We start from the raw sequence: 20,690 nt of genomic DNA on the forward strand, positions 1-20,690 counted from the left end.
ATTCGGAGCGTCAGCGAATCTCAATTCCTAGAGCGGAGAAATTGTCTTGCGGGTGGGAACCGATGACCACTGTTTCTAGTGCCTCGACAAATTTACCGATGGTTTCGTTCTCAAGAGAAAGATTGAGCACTCCTCCTCGCAGGACTTTTTCGTAGACCCCATCTGTGAGAAACAAAAGGCGATCACCCGGTAAGATGTTGGTAGTGAACTGATAGATCTCATATTCGCCCTTTGGCGAAAGAGCTGATGTTAGGACGTTCCGACGATGATAGCGTCGGGCTTGATAATCTGACAAAATTCCTCGTCGACGTAATTCCTCCACTTCTGTCTGATCTTGCGTTAGATTTTTTAATCCTGGACCTCGAATATGGTAGATTCGAGTGTCTCCTACATGCCCGATTTCTACCTTGAAGTTTTGGATGGTGACCAAAGAAAGTGTAGTTGCCATCTTGGAAAGTTGAGGCTGATGCGATGAAACCCTTTGTAGTTCAGCAACGATGTCAGAAAATAGCTTCTGGAAGTCGGCGGAATCACCAGAGAATTCTGCCGAGCACCGTATAGCGATTTCAGCCGCCTCTCCTCCCCCAGATGCCCCACCAACGCCATCAGCAATCGCAGCTACCATCGCCCCATTACCAGCAATTATGGGTGGCAAGATTCGATCTTGATTAGCAGTCCTAGGCCCTAATCCGGAAAAGGATGCCTGATCGAATTTCATTAGAGAAAGAGCGCTTGGAGGGCCGGATGCAAGTCCTCAACCTGGGCTTTGATGCCGGCCGCTAACCAGCCGAATTCTCGCTGAAAGTCGATTTTGAGAACCTCCAATTCTACAGCGATCCTTTGCCCTAATGCCTCGTCCCGATGTTTTCCGGCCATATTCATGAATTTTCGCTCAACAAACCATCGGTTATGATTGGTGCCAAGCAATAGCATTGCAATAGCGGTCTGCGCCTTCAATCCAATATCGCCGAGGTCGTAAAAAATCTGACCCTTCGATGCAAGTACGTCGCAGTAATCAAAGTCAAATTTTCCATCCCTGCAATGGTCAGCAAAAAACTTGCCCATCGCTGATAGTAGGCCCGCATCTTCCTCAGCAAGCTGAACAATATGTTCACGCCGAATCACTCGAAAAATATTTCGGACAACCTGTTCGTTTTGAAGATTGTCGTCCAAAAATCCAAAAATGTGATCCCAGTCATCCGAAGAGGGTAAATTTTCTTCGTCGGCTAAAAGCTTGACAAGCTTCTCTTCTTCATCGGAATCGAACTGAAAAACGAACGAATTTAATGCAGAGAATAATGCCTCCCGAAGTTCCGCAACATCCTTATATCTGCGGTGAGCGTTCCGCTTCGTACATTTTTCCACCACCGGCCCGACATCACCAGGTACAGTCAGTTCATCGTGTGGTAATCGTTTTGGGTTCGTAGCGAAAATATCATGGAGAATTGCACCGAACGAATAAATGTCGGAGCGTGCACTTGCTCGATGGAAATTCCCTGCGCATTCCGGGGCTTGATAGAGTGGTGTTCCCCCCGCAGCTCCAGATGGAGTTAGAGTGGAGCTAGCGTCTTCCCCGACAGCAATAAGCCCAAAATCAGAAAGAGCGTAAGTTGGCTCACCATCTTCATCCAAAAACTTGAGAACATTGTGTGGTTTTAAATCTCGGTGGAAGTATCCCCTACCGTGGATCTCTTCTAGTCCACTAAGAATATGAAAAAGAGCTACACTCGGGTTTCCGCCGAGACGTCGGTCGATTTGTAGCTCGTCGTGAAGGCTTTGCTCGGCCAGTGGCATTACAAACCAAGGAGGATCGGCCGCCAAATCGCATGCTAAGATAGGAACAACATTCTCATGAGCGATAGCGCTTTGATACTTTATCTCACGTTCAAAACGGCGCTTCATTTGCGCTGAATCTAGAGCGGGTGGTATCGATAATGTCTTACGAGCATAGCGACATTGAGCACCGTCAACGACTTCATGGACTATGCCAAAGCCGCCCCGGCCTCGCTCCTGCACTTCAACGTAGGCCATTCGGCGCAATCTCTCATCATCTACTAACCCGATTATTTTTTTGGCTTAGCTCTATGCAGCGGCTATTGCCAGCGTCGCCGAAACGAAGACCCACATGGCCAAATTGGCAGGTGATTAAGTGCGCTAACGAAAGATAGCTTTTCATCCGCATGCCTTATCGGTGACCGCCGCCAAGACAGTTTGCATTAGCTTTTCAGGGCCAATACCAATTGCTTGACTGATCTGAACAAATTCCAAGATGTCTAGACGGCGCTCAAGCAGTTCAATCTTGTTCACAAAAGAAGGTGGCTTCCCTAGCCGCCGAGCCAGTTCACGTTGAGAGATCTTCTGTGCAATCCGGGCAGCTTTGATAGCGTCTATTGCCGCTCGATAGTCGGGAGAAACAACCCATTCCCGTTGCATCGGCTAGCCCTGCTTGAACCCAAGCCGAACCTCATATAGCGCTCATGCACTGTCCCCATTTTGGGGACGTTAGTTCCGAGCAAAAATCGGAATGTTATGTGGGGGAAAGCTCATGCGGTTCATCGTAAACCTTCTTCGCATCCTCATTTATGCGTCGTGCGCCTCGATCATCGTCCTACTGACGATCTTCGCTGCTTTCATCGTCGACGGGGGAATTATCGACACTCCGTTAGGAGCGCTGGGAAACTTCGTCATTGTGTATGTCGCAATTCTGACGGTGGTGGGCCTCAGCTCGATCGCTTTGTTCATCTCACTTCATGATCGTCATGCCGAGATCGTTGTTCAGCTTAAGCAGATAGCGAATGCTCTCTCAAATTTTGATCGCACGAGGGGGACTAGCGATGTGGAGTAAGCACAATCTGCAAGGGCTAAGCTTCGTTTTGGCCTGCATCGGAATAGGTCTTGTCATATTCATTCTTTCTCGACGGCCATCGGAGCCGCCCGACGTCGGGACAGCAAACATGCCAATCATTGCCAACGCTAACGTTGATGCTGATATCGCATACAATAATGACATACCCGATGATTCCGGCTCGCAGATGCTCAATGGCAATTTATCAGAGCCTCCGTCGCCAGATACTTATCTCGGCCTCAGCTTCGATAGAGGCATTTCCGAAGTGCAGGATAGATGGACGAAAAATGTTTCGAGGTCTCAAGGCCAATGCGAATTTGCCGTTGGTGAGCGGTCAATCTTCCAGGGAGCTTGCATTATATCACATGACGACCTTGGGAACTTCGCTCTCTATGACCTAGTTGGCCGCAAAGATGCTGTCTTCATTTCCCCTACCGACAATGCAGTGCAGGGCTACTGGACAAAAAACATTCACGCTTGGCAGAGTGCGAGTTTTGCCTCTCTCGATAGCCTCGCCCCTCAAGGAGACTGCTGGGCATCGGACGAAATTAAAGTTTGTGCGACAGAAGCTGGTGATGATGAAAAGCCCTAGCTATTATAAATTATATTATAAAATCAATATATCTTTAATGTTATCAATGGCGAATTCGCATTCGTAATGCGGGGGTCACAGGTTCGAGTCCTGTAAGCGGCACCATTTTTCCAAAAGCCAGATACCTAGGCGGATGATCGTCCATCGTGGCGGCTGTTCTGTTCGACTCGCGGAGCAATGTGCCGCGGCGGCGCCACCTAAGCATGGAAATGCCCGGTCTCTGAGGGTCCGGCACCCCTCCTGCGCCCCTGCGCGCCATGGCTCCCGCCTTGCATTCTTCGCCGCAAGCGCCGTCAGGCGTCTGCCGCCTCCGCGCCGCGGCCGGTCCTTCCTCTAGCGCTCGCTAAATTCTATCCGGTCGGCGGCCGCCCCGGCCATCATGAAGCCGATGGGGCGCTCCGCCTCCTCCTGCAGATGGCCGATCAGGCTCGCCGTCCGGGCGAGCAGGGAAATGCCCTTGAGAGCCGCCAGCGGAAAGCCGACGTCCAGCATCACCGCCGGGATCGCGCCATTGACGTTGATCGGCAGCGAACGGCCCAGAATGTCCGGCAGGACGTCCCGGACGGCGTAGAGCATGGCGATATGCGGTCCCTCGACGCCATGCTCGCGCGCCAGCGCCAGCAAGCGGTTCGCGCGCGGGTCGCCCGCGGAATGTTCGGGATGGCCCATGCCCGGTATCGCCTGCCGGTTGACCCGGAGCGCCGCCACGCCCGCCCGCGCCGCCTCTGCGCTGGAAAGGCCGTCCCGCTCCATCGTTGCGATCTGGCTGGCCAGGAATTTCCCGGCGGTCTCCGCGCTGCCCAGGACGACCGATCCGCACCCCAGCAGACCGGCGGCCACCGCCCCCTGAAAAGCCTCCGGCGCGGCGGCGATCGTCATGCGCGCCACGGCGACGCTGGGTACCAGGCCATGTTCGGCGATGGCGCACAGCACGGCATTGGCGAAGAATTCCTGCGTCTCCGTCGGCGCCTGGCCGGTTACCAGCATCCAGAAATAATGGGTGAAGTCGAGCTGCCCGATCACCTCGCTCGCCAGGTCCATCCCGCGCACGGTGATGCTGGCCGCGTCGGACTTTGTGATGGAGGTATAAGCATTATCCTGTTTGCCGATGCGCATGGCGCGGTCCTTTTTCGATAATCGAAGTTGATTTCATTATGCGAATTTTCTAGAAAGCGTGTCAAGTTACTCCGGGAGAAAGAAAGTGGCGCGACCTCTGGCCAATATGAAGGTGCTTGAAATGGGTACTTTCATTACCGGACCGGCCGCCGGCATGCTGCTGGCGGATCTGGGGGCGGACGTCATAAAGGTTGAGCAGCCGGTCACCGGCGATCCCTTTCGCGCTTATAAGGGCGGTCTCTACAGCCCGCATTATCAGACCTATAATCGCAACAAGCGCAGCATCACGCTCGACACGCGCAATGCCGCCGACCTTGCCGTCCTTGACGCGCTGGTGGCGGATGCCGACGTCTTTATACAGAATTTCCGCCCCGGCGTGGCGGCAAAGCTGGGCGTTGACGCGGATAGGCTCCGGGCGCTCAACCCCCGGCTGGTCTATGCGTCGATCTCCGGCTTCGGCCCCGAAGGCCCCGACCGCGACCGTCCGGCGTTCGACACCGTGGCACAGGCGGCCAGTGGTTTCCTGCGGCTGCTCGTCAATCCGGCCAATCCGCGCGTGGTGGGACCGGCGATCGCGGACGCCATGACCGGCTTCTACACGGCATTGGGCATCGTCGCGGCGCTCAGCGAACGGCATGAAACGGGGCGCGGCCGGCTGGTTGAAACGTCGATGTTCGAATCGATGTGCCATTTCAACCTGGACGATTTCACGCATCTTTTCTCCGCCGGTCAGATCATGGGGCCTTGGAGCCGGCCGCATGTTTCGCAATCCTATGTGTTCGAATGCAGCGACGGAAAATGGCTGGCCCTTCACATGTCGTCGCCCGTGAAATTCTGGGAAAATCTGACGGATGCGGTGGGCAGGCCGGACATGCTTTCCCTCCCTGAATTCAAGGGCAGGGATGAACGCATCGCCAATTATGAAAATGTGGTCGCCCTGCTCGCGCCGCTGTTCAAGCAAAAGACGCGCGACCAATGGTGTGAGGAACTGACGCGGCGCGAAGTGCCCCATTCGTCCATGCGCACGTCGGAGGAGGCGGCCCATTCTCCCCAGGCGGAGGCGCTGGGTCTGGTGGTGGAAGACGCAAATGGACCCCAAGGTCCATTTCGGACTATACGCTTCCCGGTCAGCTTTGACGGTGAACGGACGACGGATATTGTCGCGCCGCCATTGCTCGGCGCAGACAATGACGAAATCGTAGCACCGCTGCGAAAGAACAGCCGGGACCTCCATGACGAACAAGGCCGACAAAGACCCTGAATATCTTTCCACGCTGGAGCGCGGACTAAGGGTCCTAAGAGCCTTCGACGAACATAATCCGGAAATGCGGCTGAGCGAGGTCGCCGCCAAGGCCGATCTCAGCCCTGCGGTTGCCCGGCGTTGCCTCAATACATTGGTATCGCTTGGATATGTCGGCCAATATGGCCGCAATTTCCTGTTGAAGCCGGAGGTGCTGGCCTTCGGCTCCGCCTTCATGTCGTCGATGAATATTGAGCAGGTGGTGTCGCCTTCGCTTCAGAAACTGCGCGATGACATGGGCGACAGCGCGTCCATGGCGGTGATTGCGGGGAACGACATCCTCTATCTCGCCCATGTGTCCACGCGCAGGCAGATTCGCCTGGGCGCATCCGTCGGCACCCGCTTTCCCCTCCACGCCACGTCGATGGGCAAGGCGATCCTGGCGTTCCGGCCCGACGCCGATATTGAGGATTTTCTCGCCCGGGCGGACCTGAAGGCGTTCACGCCGAACACGATCACCCGGCCGGAGGCGCTGCGCGAACGGCTCATGCAGGTGCGGTCGCAGGGCTATGATTCGACGTGCGAGGAACTGGACATGGGCATCGTCTCGCTCGCCGTTCCGATCTTCGACGCCAGCCATGTCTCGATCGCCGCCATCAACTGTTCGACCACGACGGGCCGGACCAATCAGCAGGAGATGATCGCCACGCGGCTCAATGGTTTGCGGGCCGCCGCAAACGAGATTCAGCAGGCGCTGCGACGATGGCCCGCGCTGCTCCACGCGGTGGGAGATTATCTATAGTTTTTTCGATTATCGAATTTGACTTCGCATTTCGAAAGTAATATAGACCCTCTCAATCAGATAATGATTGGGAGAGGGGCATGCTTGCTGTGGCACGTAAGGGCTTGGCGTTTCTTCTGGCGTGTAGCGCGCTGACGCCTGCCTGGGCGCAAGAGAACGCGAAGGAAGGTGTGGACGATATCGTCGTGACGGCGTTGCGGCGGGACGCGAACCTTCAGGATACGCCCGCGGCCGTGACGGCGTTTACGTCGCAGGCCATTGAGAATGCCGGGATCGACCGGGCGGCCGACTTCGTCAATCTGACGGCCAATGTGAACCTTGTGGAGACCCAGAATGCTGGAAACGCATTCGTGATCATCCGGGGCATCACCCAGGCGCGCAACAGCGAACCCTCGGTCGCGGTCGTCATAGACGGCGTGCAGCAGGTGAACCCCGCAGCCTTCAACCAGGAGCTGTTCGACATCGACCAGATCGAGGTGTTGAAGGGGCCGCAGGGCGGGCTTTACGGCCGCAACGCGATCGGCGGCGCCATCATCATCAACACCAAGCAGCCGAGCGACCAGTTTGAGGGCAAGGTGAAGCTTGGCGTGGACAATGGCTTTGGCTGGCAGGCGCGGGCCGGGATCAGCGGGCCGTTGTCGGAAAATGTGAAATTCCGCATCTCCGGCTCCTATGTCGACACCAACGGCTATCTCAGGAACAGCTTTCTCCGCGAGAAGGCCGATCCCTACAAGGACGCCGCCATTCGCGGCAATCTGCTGATCGATGCGGGCGGCGGCCTGGCCGTCGATCTGCGCGCTTCCTATGCGCGGCTTGAGGCGCAGGCGCTCTATTTCAACATCGTTTCGGACGTGAACGACACCAGCCTGCCCATTCGGGTCAATAATGCGGGGCAGAATGATCGTGACCTGATGAATATCGCCGCCAAGATCAGCTACGACACCGACAATTTCTCCGTCACGTCGATTACATCCTACGACACGGTGAAGGAGGTTCTGACCGGCGACGCATTCAACTTCCTGCCGATCCAGGAATCGCTGTTCTTCCAACTCCTGGGCTTCGACCTCAACCAGAGCCAGTATCTGAACGTCAAGGCGTTCAGCCAGGAGCTGCGCTTCCAGTCGCCGTCCAGCAGCAAGCTGTTCTGGATGTTCGGCGGCTATCTCATCGACACCAACCGGTTCATCTCGACCGGCAATATGGTGGACACGGGCAATGGCGTCTTTCCCGTCTACCGCACGCCAAGCACCAATCCGCTGAACCCGCAGGCGACCTTCCTGTCGGACAAGCAGGACAATTTCGCCTGGGCGCTGTTCGCCAATATGGGGTACGACATTCTGGAGCCGCTGCGCATCGATGCGTCGCTGCGGTACGATCATGACAAGCGGCGCAACACCACGCTGACGCCGACGGCTTTCCTGCCCAACGTCCCCGGCGCGCCGCAGGGCGCAACCGGCGACGTCCGCCGCGAGACGTTCAGCGACTGGCAGCCGAAGGTGACGCTCACCTACAAACCCGCCGACGATGTGACGCTCTATGGCGGCTATAGCCGGGGCTTCCGGTCCGGCGGGTTCAACCAGACCGGCGTTGGCGCGGTGGCGGCGGCCAACGGCATTGTCGGCGTCGGCGACGTGTTCAGGGAGGAGACGGCCGACACGTTCGAGGTCGGCTTCAAGACGCGCTTTGCCGACCGCAAGATCACGTTCAACGGCGCGGTCTATTCCACCGTGTCGAAGAACAGCTATTTCTTCGTGTTCCTGGCGGCCAACTCGACGCAGAATCTGGGCAATATTCCCAAGACGCGGCTCAAGGGCTTTGAGCTGGAGCTGAATGCGCGCCCGATGCCCGCCGTCGAGCTCAATGCCGCCGTCGGCTATACGTGGAGCGACATAAAGCAGTTCCCCGATCCCACCGTGATCGGGAATGAAGCGCCGCTGATCTCGCGCTACACCTATAATCTCGGCGCGCAGTTCACGCCCGATCTCGGCGGCGATCTGGAGGGGCTGTTCCGGGTCGACTATCGCCGCACCGGCAAGACCTGGTGGGAACCCTATAACACCACCGTCCGCAAGCCGGTCGATCTGGTCGATGTGCGCGCCGGCATAAAGACGGATGCCTGGAGCATCACGGGCTACGCCACCAACCTGTTCGACAAGAAATATAATGCGGAATTTTCGCCGGGCGGCTTCGTCTTCAAGGCGCGGCCGCGGGTCTATGGGCTGGAAGCGACCTACACATTCTAAGGAGCGGCAATGGCGAGAATATTGGTTCTCTATTATTCCAGCTACGGTCATGTCGAAACAATGGCGGAGGCGATTGCCGAGGGGGCGGGCGGCGTCGCGGGATGCGAATGCGTGGTGAAGCGGGTGCCCGAACTTGTGCCCGGCGACGTCGCGGCCGCATCGGGGATGAAGACCGATCAGTCGGCCCCCGTCGCGACCGTCGATGAATTGCCTTCCTATGACGCGATCATCTTCGGCACGCCCACGCGCTTTGGCAATATGGCGGCGCAGATGCGCAATTTCCTCGATCAGACCGGCGGCCTCTGGTTCATGCGCGCGCTCGTGGGAAAGATAGGCAGCGTGTTCGCCGCCACCGCAAGCCAGCATGGCGGGCAGGAAACGACGATCACCTCCTTCCACACCACCTTGCTGCATCATGGCATGGTCATCGTCGGACTGCCCTACAGCTTTGAGGGCAATACGGAGATGGGCGAGATCAGCGGCGGCACGCCCTATGGCGCGACGACGCTTGCGGGCGCTGACGGCAGCAGGATGCCCAGCGCGAATGAGCTTGCAGGAGCGCGTTTCCAGGGACAGCATGTCGCGGAAATCGCCAGGAAGATGTTTGGCTGATCCGGCCCGCGGATCGACGACACCCGAAGGACCCGAACGATGACCTCACCTTTGGCCAACCGATTGCATCACACCGCCTATGTCGTGAAGGACCTGGAGGCGACACGGCATTTCTACGAGGACATATTGGGTTTCCCGCTGGTCGCGACATGGTGTGAGCAGGAGGCGCTGTTCGGCTCCGTCCGCACCTATTGCCATTGCTTCTTCGGGTTGCGGGATGGCAGCGCGCTTGCATTCTTCCAGTTCGCCGATCCCAAGGATCAGGCGGAGTTCGGGCCTGACCTGCCCTCCAGCCCGTTCCGGCACATCGCCCTCAATGTCGATGCGGAGGCGCAGGCGGAGCTGGAGCAGCGGATCGCCGCCGCCGGCTTCGCGCCGCCGCGGACCTATGTGCTGGAGCATGGCTATTGCCGGTCCGTTTATGTCGTCGATCCCGACGAGATGATCCTGGAATTTACGCTCGATGCGGGACATGCGGACAAAATCAACGCCCTGCGCGCCAGCGACGCGCATGATGAGCTGAAGCGTTGGCTGGCGGGCGACCATCGGCCCAATAATGACGTGCGGCCCGACCATCTCGCCGCCGCGCATTAAGGGGCACCTGACTGTCCATGAGCTATGATCGTTTTCTGACCACGCATGTCGGCTCCCTGCCGCGCGAGGACGACCTGGTGGAGCGGATGTTCGCGCAGGAGGACGGCCAGTCCGTCGATGCCGCCGCTCTGGCGGCGCGGATCGAGCAGGCCGTGCATTTCGTCGTGACCAAGCAGGCGGAGGCCGGGATCGACGTCATCAATGATGGCGAACAATCCAAACCCAGCTACGCCACCTATATCAAGGACAGGCTGAACGGCTTCGGCGGCACCGGCAATTCCTATGTGTTCCAGGATCTGGAGGAGTTTCCCGCGGCCAAGGCGCGGATCGTCGCCGACCCCGGCCGCAAGCATCGCAAGACCCCGGCGTGCAATGCGCCGATCAGCGTCAAGGACATGACCGCCGTCGAAAAGGATGCGGCGACGCTCACCACGGCCCTTGCGCCGCATAAGGGGAAACAGGCGTTCATGAGCGCGGCGTCGCCGGGCGTCACCGCGCTGTTCTTCCGCAACGAATATTATGACAGCGACGAGGCATATCTGTTCGCCCTCGCCGACGGGATGCGCCACGAATATGAGGCTATCGCCGCAGCGGGCATCATCCTGCAGATCGATTGTCCCGATCTCGCCATGGGCCGCCATACCCAGTTCCGCGAGCTGAGCCTGTCGCAGTTCCGCGACCGCATCATGCTGAATGTAGAGGCGATCAACCGCGCGACCGCCAATATCCCGGAAAACCAACTGCGCATGCATATGTGCTGGGGCAATTATCCCGGTCCCCATCATTGCGACGTGCCGTTCCGCGACGTCATCGATCTCGTCTGGCGGGCGCGCCCGCACGCGATCCAGTTTGAGGCGGCAAATCCGCGCCACGCGCATGAATTTGCGATGTTTGAGGATGTGAAGCTTCCTGAGGGCAAGATGCTCATTCCCGGCGTCATCGAATGCCAGTCCAGCTATCTGGAACATCCCGAACTGGTGGCGCAGCGGATCGGCCGTTACGCGCATCTTGTCGGGCGGGATAATGTGATGGCCGGCATCGACTGCGGCTTTTCCATCCATGTCGGGTCGGGCGGCGTGCCCCACGAAATCGTCTGGGCGAAGCTTGCGACCCTGGCCGAAGGCGCGGCGATAGCATCCCGCCGCTTCTGGCCCTGATCAATCCTTGGCCGGAGGGCGCTGGGTTTGACGACTTTCATCCTGGTGCATGGCGCATGGCATGGCGGCTGGTGCTTTGACCGGGTTGCGGCGCTGCTCAGGGACGCCGGGCATGACGTGCTGGCGCCCGACCTGCCGGGCATGGGCGGATCGGAGGAGGAACTGGCGCGCGTCACCCTGCAGGGATGGGCGGATTTCGTGGCTGACCTGTGCCGCGCCGCGCCCTCGCAACCTGTCGTGCTTGCCGGGCACAGCCGCGGCGGGATCGTGATCAGCCAGGCGGCGGAGGCCGCGCCGGAGGCGGTCGGGGCGCTGGTCTATATCTGCGCGATGATGCTGCCGGACGGCATGTCCCGCGCGTCATTCCGGGCATCCGAACCGGCCAACGCCGCCTATGACGGCTTCGTGTCGCCCACGGCCGGCGGTCATGGCAGCCTGATCACCGGCGAGGCCCCGGAAACGCTGTTCGCGCAGCGCTCGCCTCCGGACGCAGCCGCCGCCGCGATGTCCAGGCTGGTCGCCGAACCGGAGGGACCGCGCCTGACCGCGCTGTCGCTTTCGCCCGGCCGCTGGGGTTCGATCCCGCGCACCTATGTCGAATGCACCGATGATCGCGTCATTCCCCTGGCCAGCCAGCGCCGCATGCAGGCGCTTTGCCCCGGCACCCGCCGCCTGACGCTGGCGGCGGATCATTCCCCTTTCCTGTCGCGGCCGCACGAGCTTGCCGCCTGCCTGATCGCCTCGACCCCGGAGACGCCCGGAGGCGCACCGGCCTAGGCCATGTCCGCGGCCGCAGGGGTGTCTCATTCCACCGCATCACTAATCCTTCATTAACCCCCGCAATTTAGGGTGTTTTGGAAAACATCCATCGGGGTCCGGCGTGAGCATTGCACAGACGGTAATGAAGGCGGCGAAGCTGTCGGGCGATCTTGGCCTGCGCACGCTCGATCTTCAGGCCGACATTTCAGAATTGGCGGAGCGCGTCGCCGAACAGGCGGGCACGATCGAGACGATCGGCGGCGAGGCGATCCGGCTTGCGCATGAGGGCGACAGCGTCGCGGGCGCGGCGCATGAAGCGCGGCAGCAGGCCACCGCCGCCCGCTCCGTGATCGAGGATTCCAGCCGCCAGCTTTCGGAGGCGACGGTCAATGTCGTCGACCTGATCGAACAGGTCAGCCGCATCCACGCCAGTCTCGGCAGCTTCAACGATGCGCTGAACACCGTCGCCCATGTCACCGGCGTCATCAGCGGCATCGCCAGCCAGACCAACCTGCTTGCGCTCAACGCCACGATAGAGGCGGCTCGCGCGGGCGACGCCGGGCGCGGCTTTGCCGTGGTCGCCAGCGAGGTCAAGAAACTGGCGCAGGAAACCGCCGCCGCGACCCAGACGATCGAGGAATCCATCCGCGTCCTGACCGGCGAGGCGGGCGGCATGCTCAAACGTGTCGGCCATGGCGTCGAAACCGCGAAATCCGCGCATCAGGGGACCAAGGATATAGAGGCGCTGGTCGGCCGCCTTGGCGCGCTGATGCAGGGGTTGACGGAAAACAGCGATTCCGTCGCGGACAGCATAGGCTCCATGGTGGCGTCGGTGGGGCAGATCAGGTCCGGCCTTGGCGATCTGGCGGACACATCGGCCGACAATGCGACGGGGCTTCTGCGCCTGTCCGATCGCGTGACCAGCGTCAGCGACGACACCAATATCCTGCTGCAATATCTGGCCGAGAGCGGCGTCGATATCCCGGATTCACCCTATATCCGCTTCGGGCTGACCGCGGCGGAGCAAGTGTCCCGCCATCTGGAAAGCGCGCTCGACGCCGGGCTGATCAGCGAAGCGCAGATGTTCCAGGACAGCTATGCGCCGGTTCCGGGCAGCGACCCGGAAATCTTCACCCATCCGATCCAGCCCTATATTACGGAGGCCGCCCGTCCGTTCCAGGAGGAGGCGCGCGCGCTCCCCGGCTTTTTCGGCATGACCTTCACCGACCGCAATTCCTTCGGCGCGGTCGCGATGCCGGAACGCTCGCAGCCGCAGCGCAAGGGCGACCCCATCTGGAATGCGGAATATGCGCGCGTCGGCCTGATCTTCGATTTCCCCGATACGCGCGAACAGTGTCAGATCACGCAGCCCTTCTCGCTCAAGGCGTACCGGCGCAAGGTCGCGGGCGGCGGCGTCGTCCTTTTGAAACAGGTCATCGCCTCCATCCATGTGCGCGGCCGTCACTGGGGCGTGCTGCAACTCGCCTACGCCAATCAGGGCTGATCCCTCCGGCCCTGATCCCACCGGCCCTGATCCCACCGGCCCTGACTCCTCCGGCCCCGCCCTATCCGGGCGACGGCGGGCTTGCCGCTCAGCCATTTGACACTATTTCCACCGCTGCATTGCGGAGTGGATATGGCGCGCCTTCTGATCGGAACACTCAAGGGAGCGGGGACAGCATTGCTGTTCCTGATCATCGCCTTCTGCCTGATCCTCACTATCGCGCCGCCCTTTCTCGACGTCCGCTATTATGCGGGACCGGTGAGCGGCCATTATGACGGAGACCGCTTCGCCAACCCGGACGGCGCGATCCAGCCGCCCGGCGGGGGAGACCGTCTGCGCAGCGGTTCGCCCATGCGCTGGCTGCTCGGTCCCGGCGCGCGTCCCGAATGGCCGCAAAGCGTCGCCATCGGCACGGATCGCCCGCCTGCCCGCGTCACGGCGCCGGGCGCGATGCGCGCCGTCTGGGTCGGCCATGCGACCATGCTTGTCCAGACGCAGGGCCTCAACATCCTGACTGATCCCATATGGTCGGACTATGCCACGCCCTTTCCGCCGGTCGGGCCGAAACGGGTGATGAAGCCCGGCATCGATTTCGCCGCCCTCCCCCGGATCGACCTGATCCTGATCAGCCACAATCATTATGATCATCTCGACCTGCCGACGCTGAAACGGCTCTGGGCGCGGGACCGGCCGCTGGTCGTCACCGGGCTTGGCAATGACAGCCTGCTGCGCGCCAACGGCATTGCGGCGCAGGCGCGCGACTGGGGCGGCGTTGTGCCCGTGCGTCCGGGGATCTCCGTGCATGTGACGCGCAGCCATCACTGGTCGACGCGCTGGGGGACGGACCGCTCCCGCGCGCTCTGGTCCAGCTTCGTCGTCACCCTGCCCGGCGGCAATATCTTTTTTGCGGGGGACACGGGCGCGGGCGACATGAAATGGCCGGCGGAGGCGGCCCGGCTCGGTCCCGTCCGCCTCGCCATCCTCCCCATCGGATCGTTCCGTTTCCAGCCCGGCGAGATGGCGATAGACGCGCATATCGGCCCCCGCGAAGCGGTGCAGGCGTTTGAGGGGCTGGGGGCCACAACGGCGATCCCCATCCATTGGGGCACGTTCCGCCTGTCCTATGAGGGGTGGGACACGCCGCCCCGGATGCTTGACCTGTTCCGCCGCTGCGCCGGGATTCCCCGACGCGCCTTCGCACCGGTTCGCGCGGGGCAAGCGGTGGACGTGCCGCCCTATGCCGCGCCGGTCAGGGGACGGCCGGAGGCCAGCCCGGCGCAATGCCGCGACGGATCGCCCGAACTCAATGCATTGAAATGATGCAAAGTCCGGCGTGCCGGGCATGTCCTGACTAGATGAATCTACTCTGGTGCGGAAACACAGCGTGCTCCTACGCAAGCAGGAGCCCAGTCCCAATGTCTGAACTGGACTCCTGCCTTCGCAGGAGCACATCATGCTAAGCAGGATAAATTTACGCTACGCCCCGGACTTCATCACCCCGGCGCGCATTCCCCCGTGCGCTTGCCCGCCAGCGTATAGCTGGTGCTCAGCGCCGTGTTGCCGCCCACCGTCTTTGCCATGTTCACGGTGAAGGCGATGCTGTCGGCCTTGTAATTGCCCTCGATCTGCAATTCGGACGTTCCGGCCCCGGCCTTGCAGGCCATCGACCCGACGAAGCGGCCGCCATTCATGTAGGTTTCCTTATATTTGCAGTCGGTGCCGTCATCCCCCGCCAGCGCGGTCGGATCGGCCTTGCCATCGGCCGCCACGGGCAGGCAGACGGATGTCTCGCTCTTGGTGCCGATCTTGGCGGTGTCCTCCGGCGTCGCGGTGGTCGAACTCTTATAGTCGGTGAAGGTGCGGGTCATGGCCCACTGCCCGCCTTTCAATGTGATCGGGGCATCCTCGGCGGCCTCCGGGGGCGCCTCCGCGCTGCACGCCGCCAGAAGTGCAGCCGTCATCAATAACGAAACCGTCGTTCCACGCATTGCCCTCTCCTTCTTTTATGTGCGGGACAGACGATCTACCTCCTCGACGCTGAGTTCAAGCCCGAAGATGCTTGCCAAAATGGTGCGATAATCTGCGGCGTCTTGGATCGGGCGGCTCTCCGTGACGCCCGCCCGGTGCAGGGATAGCTGCCTGTCGGTCAGGGCGGCGAATCCGTCGGGCAGGATCAGGCTGACGATCTGCATCGTCAGGAAGCGCGTGCCGGGCCGGGTGGAGGTCCAGTGGTTGGACAGCTCCAGGTCGATCCCCTCGACCGGCGCGGTGGTGAAGCTATATTGCGGCTGCCAGTCGCGCGTATCCTGGCTGCGGCCGTCCGTCGCGCCCGGATCGCCCGCCCGCTCCAGCATCCAGCCCCCGTCCCGCCGCACCAGCCGGTGCGCGGTGCCGTCCGCCATCTGGCTGGTCGCGCCATCCTCCAGCGGCATGGGCGGGGAGAAGCTGCCGCCGAACCCGGCGTCCGCGATCCATTCCCGCCCGCCGATCGTCACCAGGTTGAATGTGTGGGTCAGCGGCGGCATGCCGTCGGCCATCAGCCACACCCGCGCCAGCAGCGGCCGGGCGTCAAACCCCGCCGCCCGCAAGGCGCGCAGGAAAAGCTGGTTCTGCTCGAAACAATATCCGCCGCGCCGCCGCGTCACCAGCTTGTCGAACACAATGGCGGGGTCGATGCTGATCCCCCGGCCCAGCGGAATATCCAGATTCTCGAACGGTATGGCCAGCCGGTGCGCCCGCTGCATCGCCGCCAGTCCCGCCGCATCCGGCGCGGGCGCGGCATCCATGCCGATCCGGGCGAGATAGGCGGGAAGGTCCATGATCAGAGAATATCCTTCTATGGGGAGGGCCAGTGCTCCTGCGAAAGCAGGAGCCCAGTTCCAAGCTCTGAGCTGGGCTCCTGCTTTCGCAGGAGCACTCCTCTTTATCGGCTAACCAGAATAGCCCCGGCTACGCCTATTCCCCGCCCGCGGGACAGTCGCCGATCCGTTTGCCGCTGCTCTTCATCTTCATCGTCATGCCCATGCCGTTCGCCATGCCAGTGGAATTGACGTCGATCGCGATCGCATAATGATCGGGCATATAGGTGCCCTTCATCGCCATCTTCATCTCCGCGCCGGGCTGCTGCGGAATCTGGCAGGTCGTTGCAGCCGTGATCGTGCCGCCCGCCATCTCCATATTGGAATAGGTGCATTTGGCGTCCTTCTGCGCCGCCAGGAAATCGGCGCTCGGCTTTTCCGCCTGCTCGGGCGTGATGCAATGTTTGAAGCTGGTCTTGTGGCCGATCATCGCCTTGGCCGCATCCGGCGCGCCCGCCGGCAGGCCGGTCATCTCCACATCGGTGATTTCCTGCGTCGCCTCCCACTGGCCCGCCTGCAGCTTCACGCTGCTCATTTCCTTCGCCACATCCTCGGCGCTGATATTGCCGCCCTTTTCCGGTGATTTGCCGCAGGCGGTCAGGGTGAGGACCGCGACGGCGGCGGACATGAGGAAAGCAGCTTTCATGGGGCGATTCTCCTGACTGCGCGCCGACATTGCGAACGCGCTTCTGCGCCTCCATATCAATGCGGCATGGCGATTCAAATCCGAACCACATTGGCCGAACCAGAAACGGGCGAGGATTTTGTCCCGCACCGTCCCGCGCGCCCGGAAAAGGGGGAGGGCGGCCGTCCGTTCAAGATCGTGTCGGATTACGAACCGGCCGGCGACCAGCCTGCCGCGATCGAGGAACTGGTGCAGACCGCGCTTGGCGGGGAGCGGGATCAGGTGCTGCTCGGTGTCACCGGCTCCGGCAAGACCTTCACAATGGCGAAGGTGATCGAGGCGCTGCAGCGGCCCGCGCTCATCCTCGCCCCCAACAAGATCCTCGCCGCCCAGCTCTATGGCGAGTTCAAGAGCTTCTTCCCCGAAAACGCGGTCGAATATTTCGTCAGCTATTATGACTATTACCAGCCCGAAGCCTATGTGCCCCGGTCGGACACCTATATTGAGAAGGAAAGCTCGGTAAATGAGAGCATCGACCGGATGCGCCACTCGGCCACCCGCGCCCTGCTCGAACGCGACGATGTGATCATCGTCGCTTCCGTCTCCTGTCTCTATGGTATCGGCTCGGTCGAAACTTACTCGGCCATGACCTTCTCGATGAAGAAGGGCGGGGTGGAGGATCAGCGGGAGATCATCCGCAAGCTCGTTGCGCTCCAGTATAAGCGCAACGACGCCGGCTTTGCGCGCGGCAATTTCCGGGTGAAGGGCGACAATCTGGAGGTGTTCCCCAGCCACTATGAGGACACCGCCTGGCGCATCAGCTTCTTCGGCGACGAGATCGAGGAAATCGCCGAGTTCGATCCGCTGACCGGCAAGAAGGTCGCGACCCTCGACTATGTGAAGGTCTTTCCCAACAGCCACCACGTCACCCCCGGCCCGACGCTCAAGCAGGCGATGGAGGCCATCCGGCACGAACTGGCGGAGCGGCTGAAGGAATTGCAGGCGGAGGGCAAGCTGCTGGAGGCGCAGCGGCTGGAACAGCGCACCAATTTCGACCTGGAGATGATCGCGGCGACCGGCTCCTGCGCGGGGATCGAGAATTATTCCCGCTTCCTCACCGGCCGCCTGCCGGGCGAGCCGCCGCCGACCCTGTTCGAATATCTGCCCGAAAATGCGTTGCTCTTCGTCGACGAAAGCCATCAGACCGTGCCGCAGATCGGCGCGATGGCGCGCGGCGACCACCGGCGCAAGATCACGCTCGCCGAATATGGCTTCCGCTTGCCGAGCTGCATCGACAACCGTCCGCTGCGCTTCAACGAATGGGACGTGATGCGGCCGCAGACGGTCAGCGTCTCCGCCACGCCCGGCAAGTGGGAAATGGACCAGACCGGCGGCGTGTTCAGCGAGCAGGTGATCCGCCCCACCGGCCTCATCGACCCGCCGGTCGAGATCAAGCCGGTCGAGGATCAGGTCGACGACCTCATCAACGAGGCGCGCAAGACGGCGGCTGCGGGATACCGCACCCTCGTCACCACCCTGACCAAGCGCATGGCGGAGGACCTCACCGAATTCATGCATGAGGCGGGGCTGAAGGTCCGTTACATGCACAGCGACGTAGAGACGCTGGAGCGTATCGAGCTGATCCGCGATCTGCGGCTGGGCGTTTATGATGTGCTGGTCGGCATCAACCTGCTGCGTGAGGGGCTGGACATCCCCGAATGCGGCCTCGTCGGCATCCTCGACGCGGACAAGGAGGGGTTCCTGCGTTCCGAAACCTCGCTGATCCAGACGATCGGCCGCGCCGCGCGCAATGTCGACGGCCGCGTGATCCTCTATGCCGACCGTGTCACCGGCAGCATGGAGCGCGCCCTCAACGAAACCGGCCGCCGCCGCGAAAAGCAGGAGGCATACAACGCCGAACACGGCATCACGCCGACGACGATCAAGCGCAACATCGGCGACATCATCGCGGACGTCTCCAACAAGGACAGCGTGCTCGTCGAAACCGGCGACGAAAACCGCCCGCACATGGTCGGCCACAACCTGCGCGCCTATATCGAGGACCTCGAAAAGAAAATGCGCGCCGCCGCCGCCGACCTGGAATTCGAGGAAGCCGGCCGCCTCCGCGACGAAATCCGCAAGCTGGAAGCGGAGGAACTGGGACTGCCACAGGACCAGCAGGTCGCCGCGCCAAGGGGCCGGGCGCATGAGGGCAAGCCGGGCACGCGGAAGCTGCGGTACGGGAAGGTGCAGAAGAAGTTCGGGCGGTAAGGCTCGTCTGTTCAGGGCTTCAGTTCAAACGCGCCGTCGGAGATCGGCGGATAGATGACTGGCTTATCCCCATAACGCGCATTCAACGCGGCTTCGCGGCGGTCTTCATCGAAATCCTCTACATCGACCTCGTCGGGATATCTGAATGACACCTCGAATTTGCCGTTCTTGACTTCATATTCCATTACGGACCAGCGCATCTTTTTCTCGTTCGAGGGCTCGGCATGCCACGCGTCCCAGAGAAGTTTGGACAGCAAGCGCGACGGTCGGTAATAGCGAACGATGTTGCCCTCATCTTTGAAAACATTGGGGCTGTCCCATCGGTCGCCGATTTCTGCGTATAAATAGACGCCATCGGGATCGCCTCCAACAATCTCGGCTAATTCCAAGCCTATGTCGTTCATGAGGGGACCCAGGACATCGAATTTATCTTCCACTTTTTGGCTCCTTCGCTTCGTTCGGGAAGTTTCGATTTTTTTCTTTTCCGTCGATGCTCCATGTGATTGCAATTTCATAAGGTCGTCTTGACGCGCCTTTATAGTGCGGTTCGATGGCGACGGAGACCTTCTGTCCTTCCCGTAAAGCCTTCGCCCATACGTCTTCCATGGAGCGATAGGCTCCTCGGTTGAAGTTGGCATCCTGGGCGAAATGGTTGAAGCTGTCGCTGGGGCCGTTGAAGCGGGCAGCAATGAAATGGCCGCCATCGTCGCTGCGACGGCGATCGGGATGTCCGGCTTGTGCTTGGTTGCGACGTGATCGCGCCGCCATCGGCCCCATCGACAACTGGCCAAAAATCTTTCTCGGCCGCACAATGGCATCGATGTGAAAATCATAGCCATTTTTCGTCTCCTTTCTCCAGTTCGAATCGAGGATCTGGCTCTGCAAGGATGGCGGATTGGCTGGATCTGGCGGCAGCTTCCCGCCATGCGTGTCCATGTAATTTGACAGGGCAAGAAACTTGGCCCGGGCAGTGCGACCGGCATCCAGATAGGATTGATGCGGTAGTTTTATCCGCTGCCCGATCACCAGTGGTCTATTGATCGGATGCTTATTCAACCATGAAAGATCATATGCCGTCAGCCCTCTTCGTTGGCGGGCAATTCGCACCAGCGAATCCCCAGGCCGAACGACATAGATGGAATGGTTTTTCGGATGATCCGCCCGAAGGTGGCTGCGATCTGGAACCCAGTCCTTATCTGGGCGTGCCCAATCCGACCTCGTCACTTTCCCGTCGACATTGACCTTTGCCGAGCTGCCCGCCGGAAAATATTTCCCCTGTCCGGCGAAGGTGAAGCGACCATTCTCCTCGTCATGCCAGGGATTATATTTAACCTCTATATGGCTGGCATCGACCCTGCGACCGGTGCGCAGATAAATGCTGAACGCCGTAGGAGAAGTCCTGCGGCCCGACCCCTGATCTTGCATGATATGTCCCCCGTAGCTGGGCTATCCTCGCAATAAGAACAAATCAA

General features: G+C 60.6%; 21 protein-coding genes. 12 read left to right on the forward strand and 9 right to left on the reverse strand.

Going from position 1 to position 20,690, the window contains the following annotated elements; translation table 11 throughout:
- Positions 1-10: 10 nt before the first annotated feature.
- The 3 genes from BHQ40_RS25010 to BHQ40_RS10420 form a co-directional block, all read right to left on the reverse strand.
- Entirely contained in the window at positions 11-718 is a 708-nt protein-coding gene (locus BHQ40_RS25010; protein ID WP_083276834.1) for a PP2C family protein-serine/threonine phosphatase, read from the reverse strand.
- Entirely contained in the window at positions 718-2,031 is a 1,314-nt protein-coding gene (locus BHQ40_RS25015; RefSeq protein ID WP_083276835.1) for a serine/threonine-protein kinase, read from the reverse strand. The genes BHQ40_RS25010 and BHQ40_RS25015 overlap by 1 nt, the downstream gene beginning before the upstream one ends.
- Before the next feature lie 141 nt (positions 2,032-2,172).
- Positions 2,173-2,433, reverse strand: a complete 261-nt coding sequence (locus tag BHQ40_RS10420) for a helix-turn-helix domain-containing protein (RefSeq protein ID WP_070155606.1) — start codon at positions 2,431-2,433, stop codon at positions 2,173-2,175.
- A gap of 112 nt (positions 2,434-2,545) precedes the next feature.
- Between BHQ40_RS10420 and BHQ40_RS10425 the strand changes: the two genes are divergently transcribed.
- On the forward strand, positions 2,546-2,845 hold the full coding sequence (locus BHQ40_RS10425; protein ID WP_070155608.1) for a hypothetical protein: 300 nt from the start codon (positions 2,546-2,548) through the stop codon (positions 2,843-2,845).
- A 109-nt stretch (positions 2,846-2,954) separates the two neighbouring features.
- Positions 2,955-3,437 carry a hypothetical protein gene (locus BHQ40_RS10430; RefSeq protein ID WP_070155610.1) on the forward strand — a complete coding sequence of 161 codons (483 nt, stop codon included), beginning with the start codon at positions 2,955-2,957 and terminating at the stop codon, positions 3,435-3,437.
- A 333-nt stretch (positions 3,438-3,770) separates the two neighbouring features.
- Here BHQ40_RS10430 and BHQ40_RS10440 read toward each other — a convergent pair whose 3' ends face one another.
- A complete protein-coding gene (locus BHQ40_RS10440) occupies positions 3,771-4,553 on the reverse strand; it encodes a citryl-CoA lyase (protein WP_070155612.1) in 783 nt (260 codons plus the stop codon).
- Between the two features lie 85 nt (positions 4,554-4,638).
- On the opposite strand from BHQ40_RS10440, the gene BHQ40_RS10445 reads away from it, so the two are divergent.
- From BHQ40_RS10445 to BHQ40_RS10485, 9 genes are all read left to right on the forward strand, one after another.
- On the forward strand, positions 4,639-5,814 hold the full coding sequence (locus tag BHQ40_RS10445) for a CaiB/BaiF CoA transferase family protein (protein WP_070155614.1): 1,176 nt from the start codon (positions 4,639-4,641) through the stop codon (positions 5,812-5,814).
- Entirely contained in the window at positions 5,786-6,595 is an 810-nt protein-coding gene (locus tag BHQ40_RS10450; protein WP_070155616.1) for an IclR family transcriptional regulator domain-containing protein, read from the forward strand. Before BHQ40_RS10445 ends, BHQ40_RS10450 begins: the two co-directional genes overlap by 29 nt.
- 80 nt (positions 6,596-6,675) lie before the next feature.
- A complete protein-coding gene (locus BHQ40_RS10455) occupies positions 6,676-8,838 on the forward strand; it encodes a TonB-dependent receptor (protein WP_070155618.1) in 2,163 nt (720 codons plus the stop codon).
- Between the two features lie 9 nt (positions 8,839-8,847).
- Positions 8,848-9,450 carry an NAD(P)H:quinone oxidoreductase gene (gene wrbA, locus BHQ40_RS10460; RefSeq protein WP_070155620.1) on the forward strand — a complete coding sequence of 201 codons (603 nt, stop codon included), beginning with the start codon at positions 8,848-8,850 and terminating at the stop codon, positions 9,448-9,450.
- A gap of 39 nt (positions 9,451-9,489) precedes the next feature.
- Positions 9,490-10,044 (forward strand): VOC family protein, encoded by a 555-nt coding sequence (locus BHQ40_RS10465; protein WP_070155622.1) that lies wholly within the window; start codon positions 9,490-9,492, stop codon positions 10,042-10,044.
- A 17-nt stretch (positions 10,045-10,061) separates the two neighbouring features.
- A complete protein-coding gene (locus BHQ40_RS10470; protein WP_070155625.1) occupies positions 10,062-11,201 on the forward strand; it encodes a cobalamin-independent methionine synthase II family protein in 1,140 nt (379 codons plus the stop codon).
- 27 nt (positions 11,202-11,228) lie between these two features.
- Complete coding sequence (locus BHQ40_RS10475; protein WP_070155627.1) at positions 11,229-11,978, forward strand: alpha/beta fold hydrolase; 750 nt, start codon at positions 11,229-11,231, stop codon at positions 11,976-11,978.
- Between the two features lie 124 nt (positions 11,979-12,102).
- The gene (locus BHQ40_RS10480) at positions 12,103-13,464 is read left to right on the forward strand and encodes a methyl-accepting chemotaxis protein (RefSeq protein WP_070155629.1); all 1,362 of its coding nucleotides are present in this window, start codon (positions 12,103-12,105) and stop codon (positions 13,462-13,464) included.
- Positions 13,465-13,596: 132 nt separating this feature from the next.
- The gene (locus BHQ40_RS10485) at positions 13,597-14,784 is read left to right on the forward strand and encodes an MBL fold metallo-hydrolase (protein WP_070155631.1); all 1,188 of its coding nucleotides are present in this window, start codon (positions 13,597-13,599) and stop codon (positions 14,782-14,784) included.
- Between the two features lie 173 nt (positions 14,785-14,957).
- Here the strand turns inward: BHQ40_RS10485 and BHQ40_RS10490 are convergent, their stop codons facing one another.
- The 3 genes from BHQ40_RS10490 to BHQ40_RS10500 all read right to left on the reverse strand — a co-directional run bounded on the left by BHQ40_RS10490 (position 14,958) and on the right by BHQ40_RS10500 (position 16,968).
- On the reverse strand, positions 14,958-15,452 hold the full coding sequence (locus tag BHQ40_RS10490) for a DUF3617 domain-containing protein (protein WP_070155633.1): 495 nt from the start codon (positions 15,450-15,452) through the stop codon (positions 14,958-14,960).
- A gap of 15 nt (positions 15,453-15,467) precedes the next feature.
- Positions 15,468-16,283: an arylamine N-acetyltransferase family protein gene (locus BHQ40_RS10495; RefSeq protein WP_171905823.1), complete on the reverse strand. Its 816-nt coding sequence runs from the start codon at positions 16,281-16,283 to the stop codon at positions 15,468-15,470.
- A gap of 136 nt (positions 16,284-16,419) precedes the next feature.
- The gene (locus tag BHQ40_RS10500) at positions 16,420-16,968 is read right to left on the reverse strand and encodes a DUF3617 domain-containing protein (protein ID WP_070155638.1); all 549 of its coding nucleotides are present in this window, start codon (positions 16,966-16,968) and stop codon (positions 16,420-16,422) included.
- A 66-nt stretch (positions 16,969-17,034) separates the two neighbouring features.
- On the opposite strand from BHQ40_RS10500, the gene uvrB reads away from it, so the two are divergent.
- Positions 17,035-19,218 carry an excinuclease ABC subunit UvrB gene (gene uvrB / locus BHQ40_RS10505; protein ID WP_070155640.1) on the forward strand — a complete coding sequence of 728 codons (2,184 nt, stop codon included), beginning with the start codon at positions 17,035-17,037 and terminating at the stop codon, positions 19,216-19,218.
- 11 nt (positions 19,219-19,229) lie between these two features.
- On the opposite strand, the gene BHQ40_RS10510 is transcribed toward uvrB, so the two are convergent.
- Together BHQ40_RS10510 and BHQ40_RS10515 are read right to left on the reverse strand one after the other, a co-directional pair.
- A complete protein-coding gene (locus BHQ40_RS10510; protein ID WP_070155704.1) occupies positions 19,230-19,622 on the reverse strand; it encodes a hypothetical protein in 393 nt (130 codons plus the stop codon).
- Between the two features lie 22 nt (positions 19,623-19,644).
- The gene (locus BHQ40_RS10515; RefSeq protein ID WP_070155642.1) at positions 19,645-20,643 is read right to left on the reverse strand and encodes a DNA/RNA non-specific endonuclease; all 999 of its coding nucleotides are present in this window, start codon (positions 20,641-20,643) and stop codon (positions 19,645-19,647) included.
- Positions 20,644-20,690 lie beyond the last annotated feature (47 nt).

This window comes from Sphingobium phenoxybenzoativorans, assembly GCF_001757355.1.
Lineage (GTDB): Bacteria > Pseudomonadota > Alphaproteobacteria > Sphingomonadales > Sphingomonadaceae > Sphingobium > Sphingobium phenoxybenzoativorans.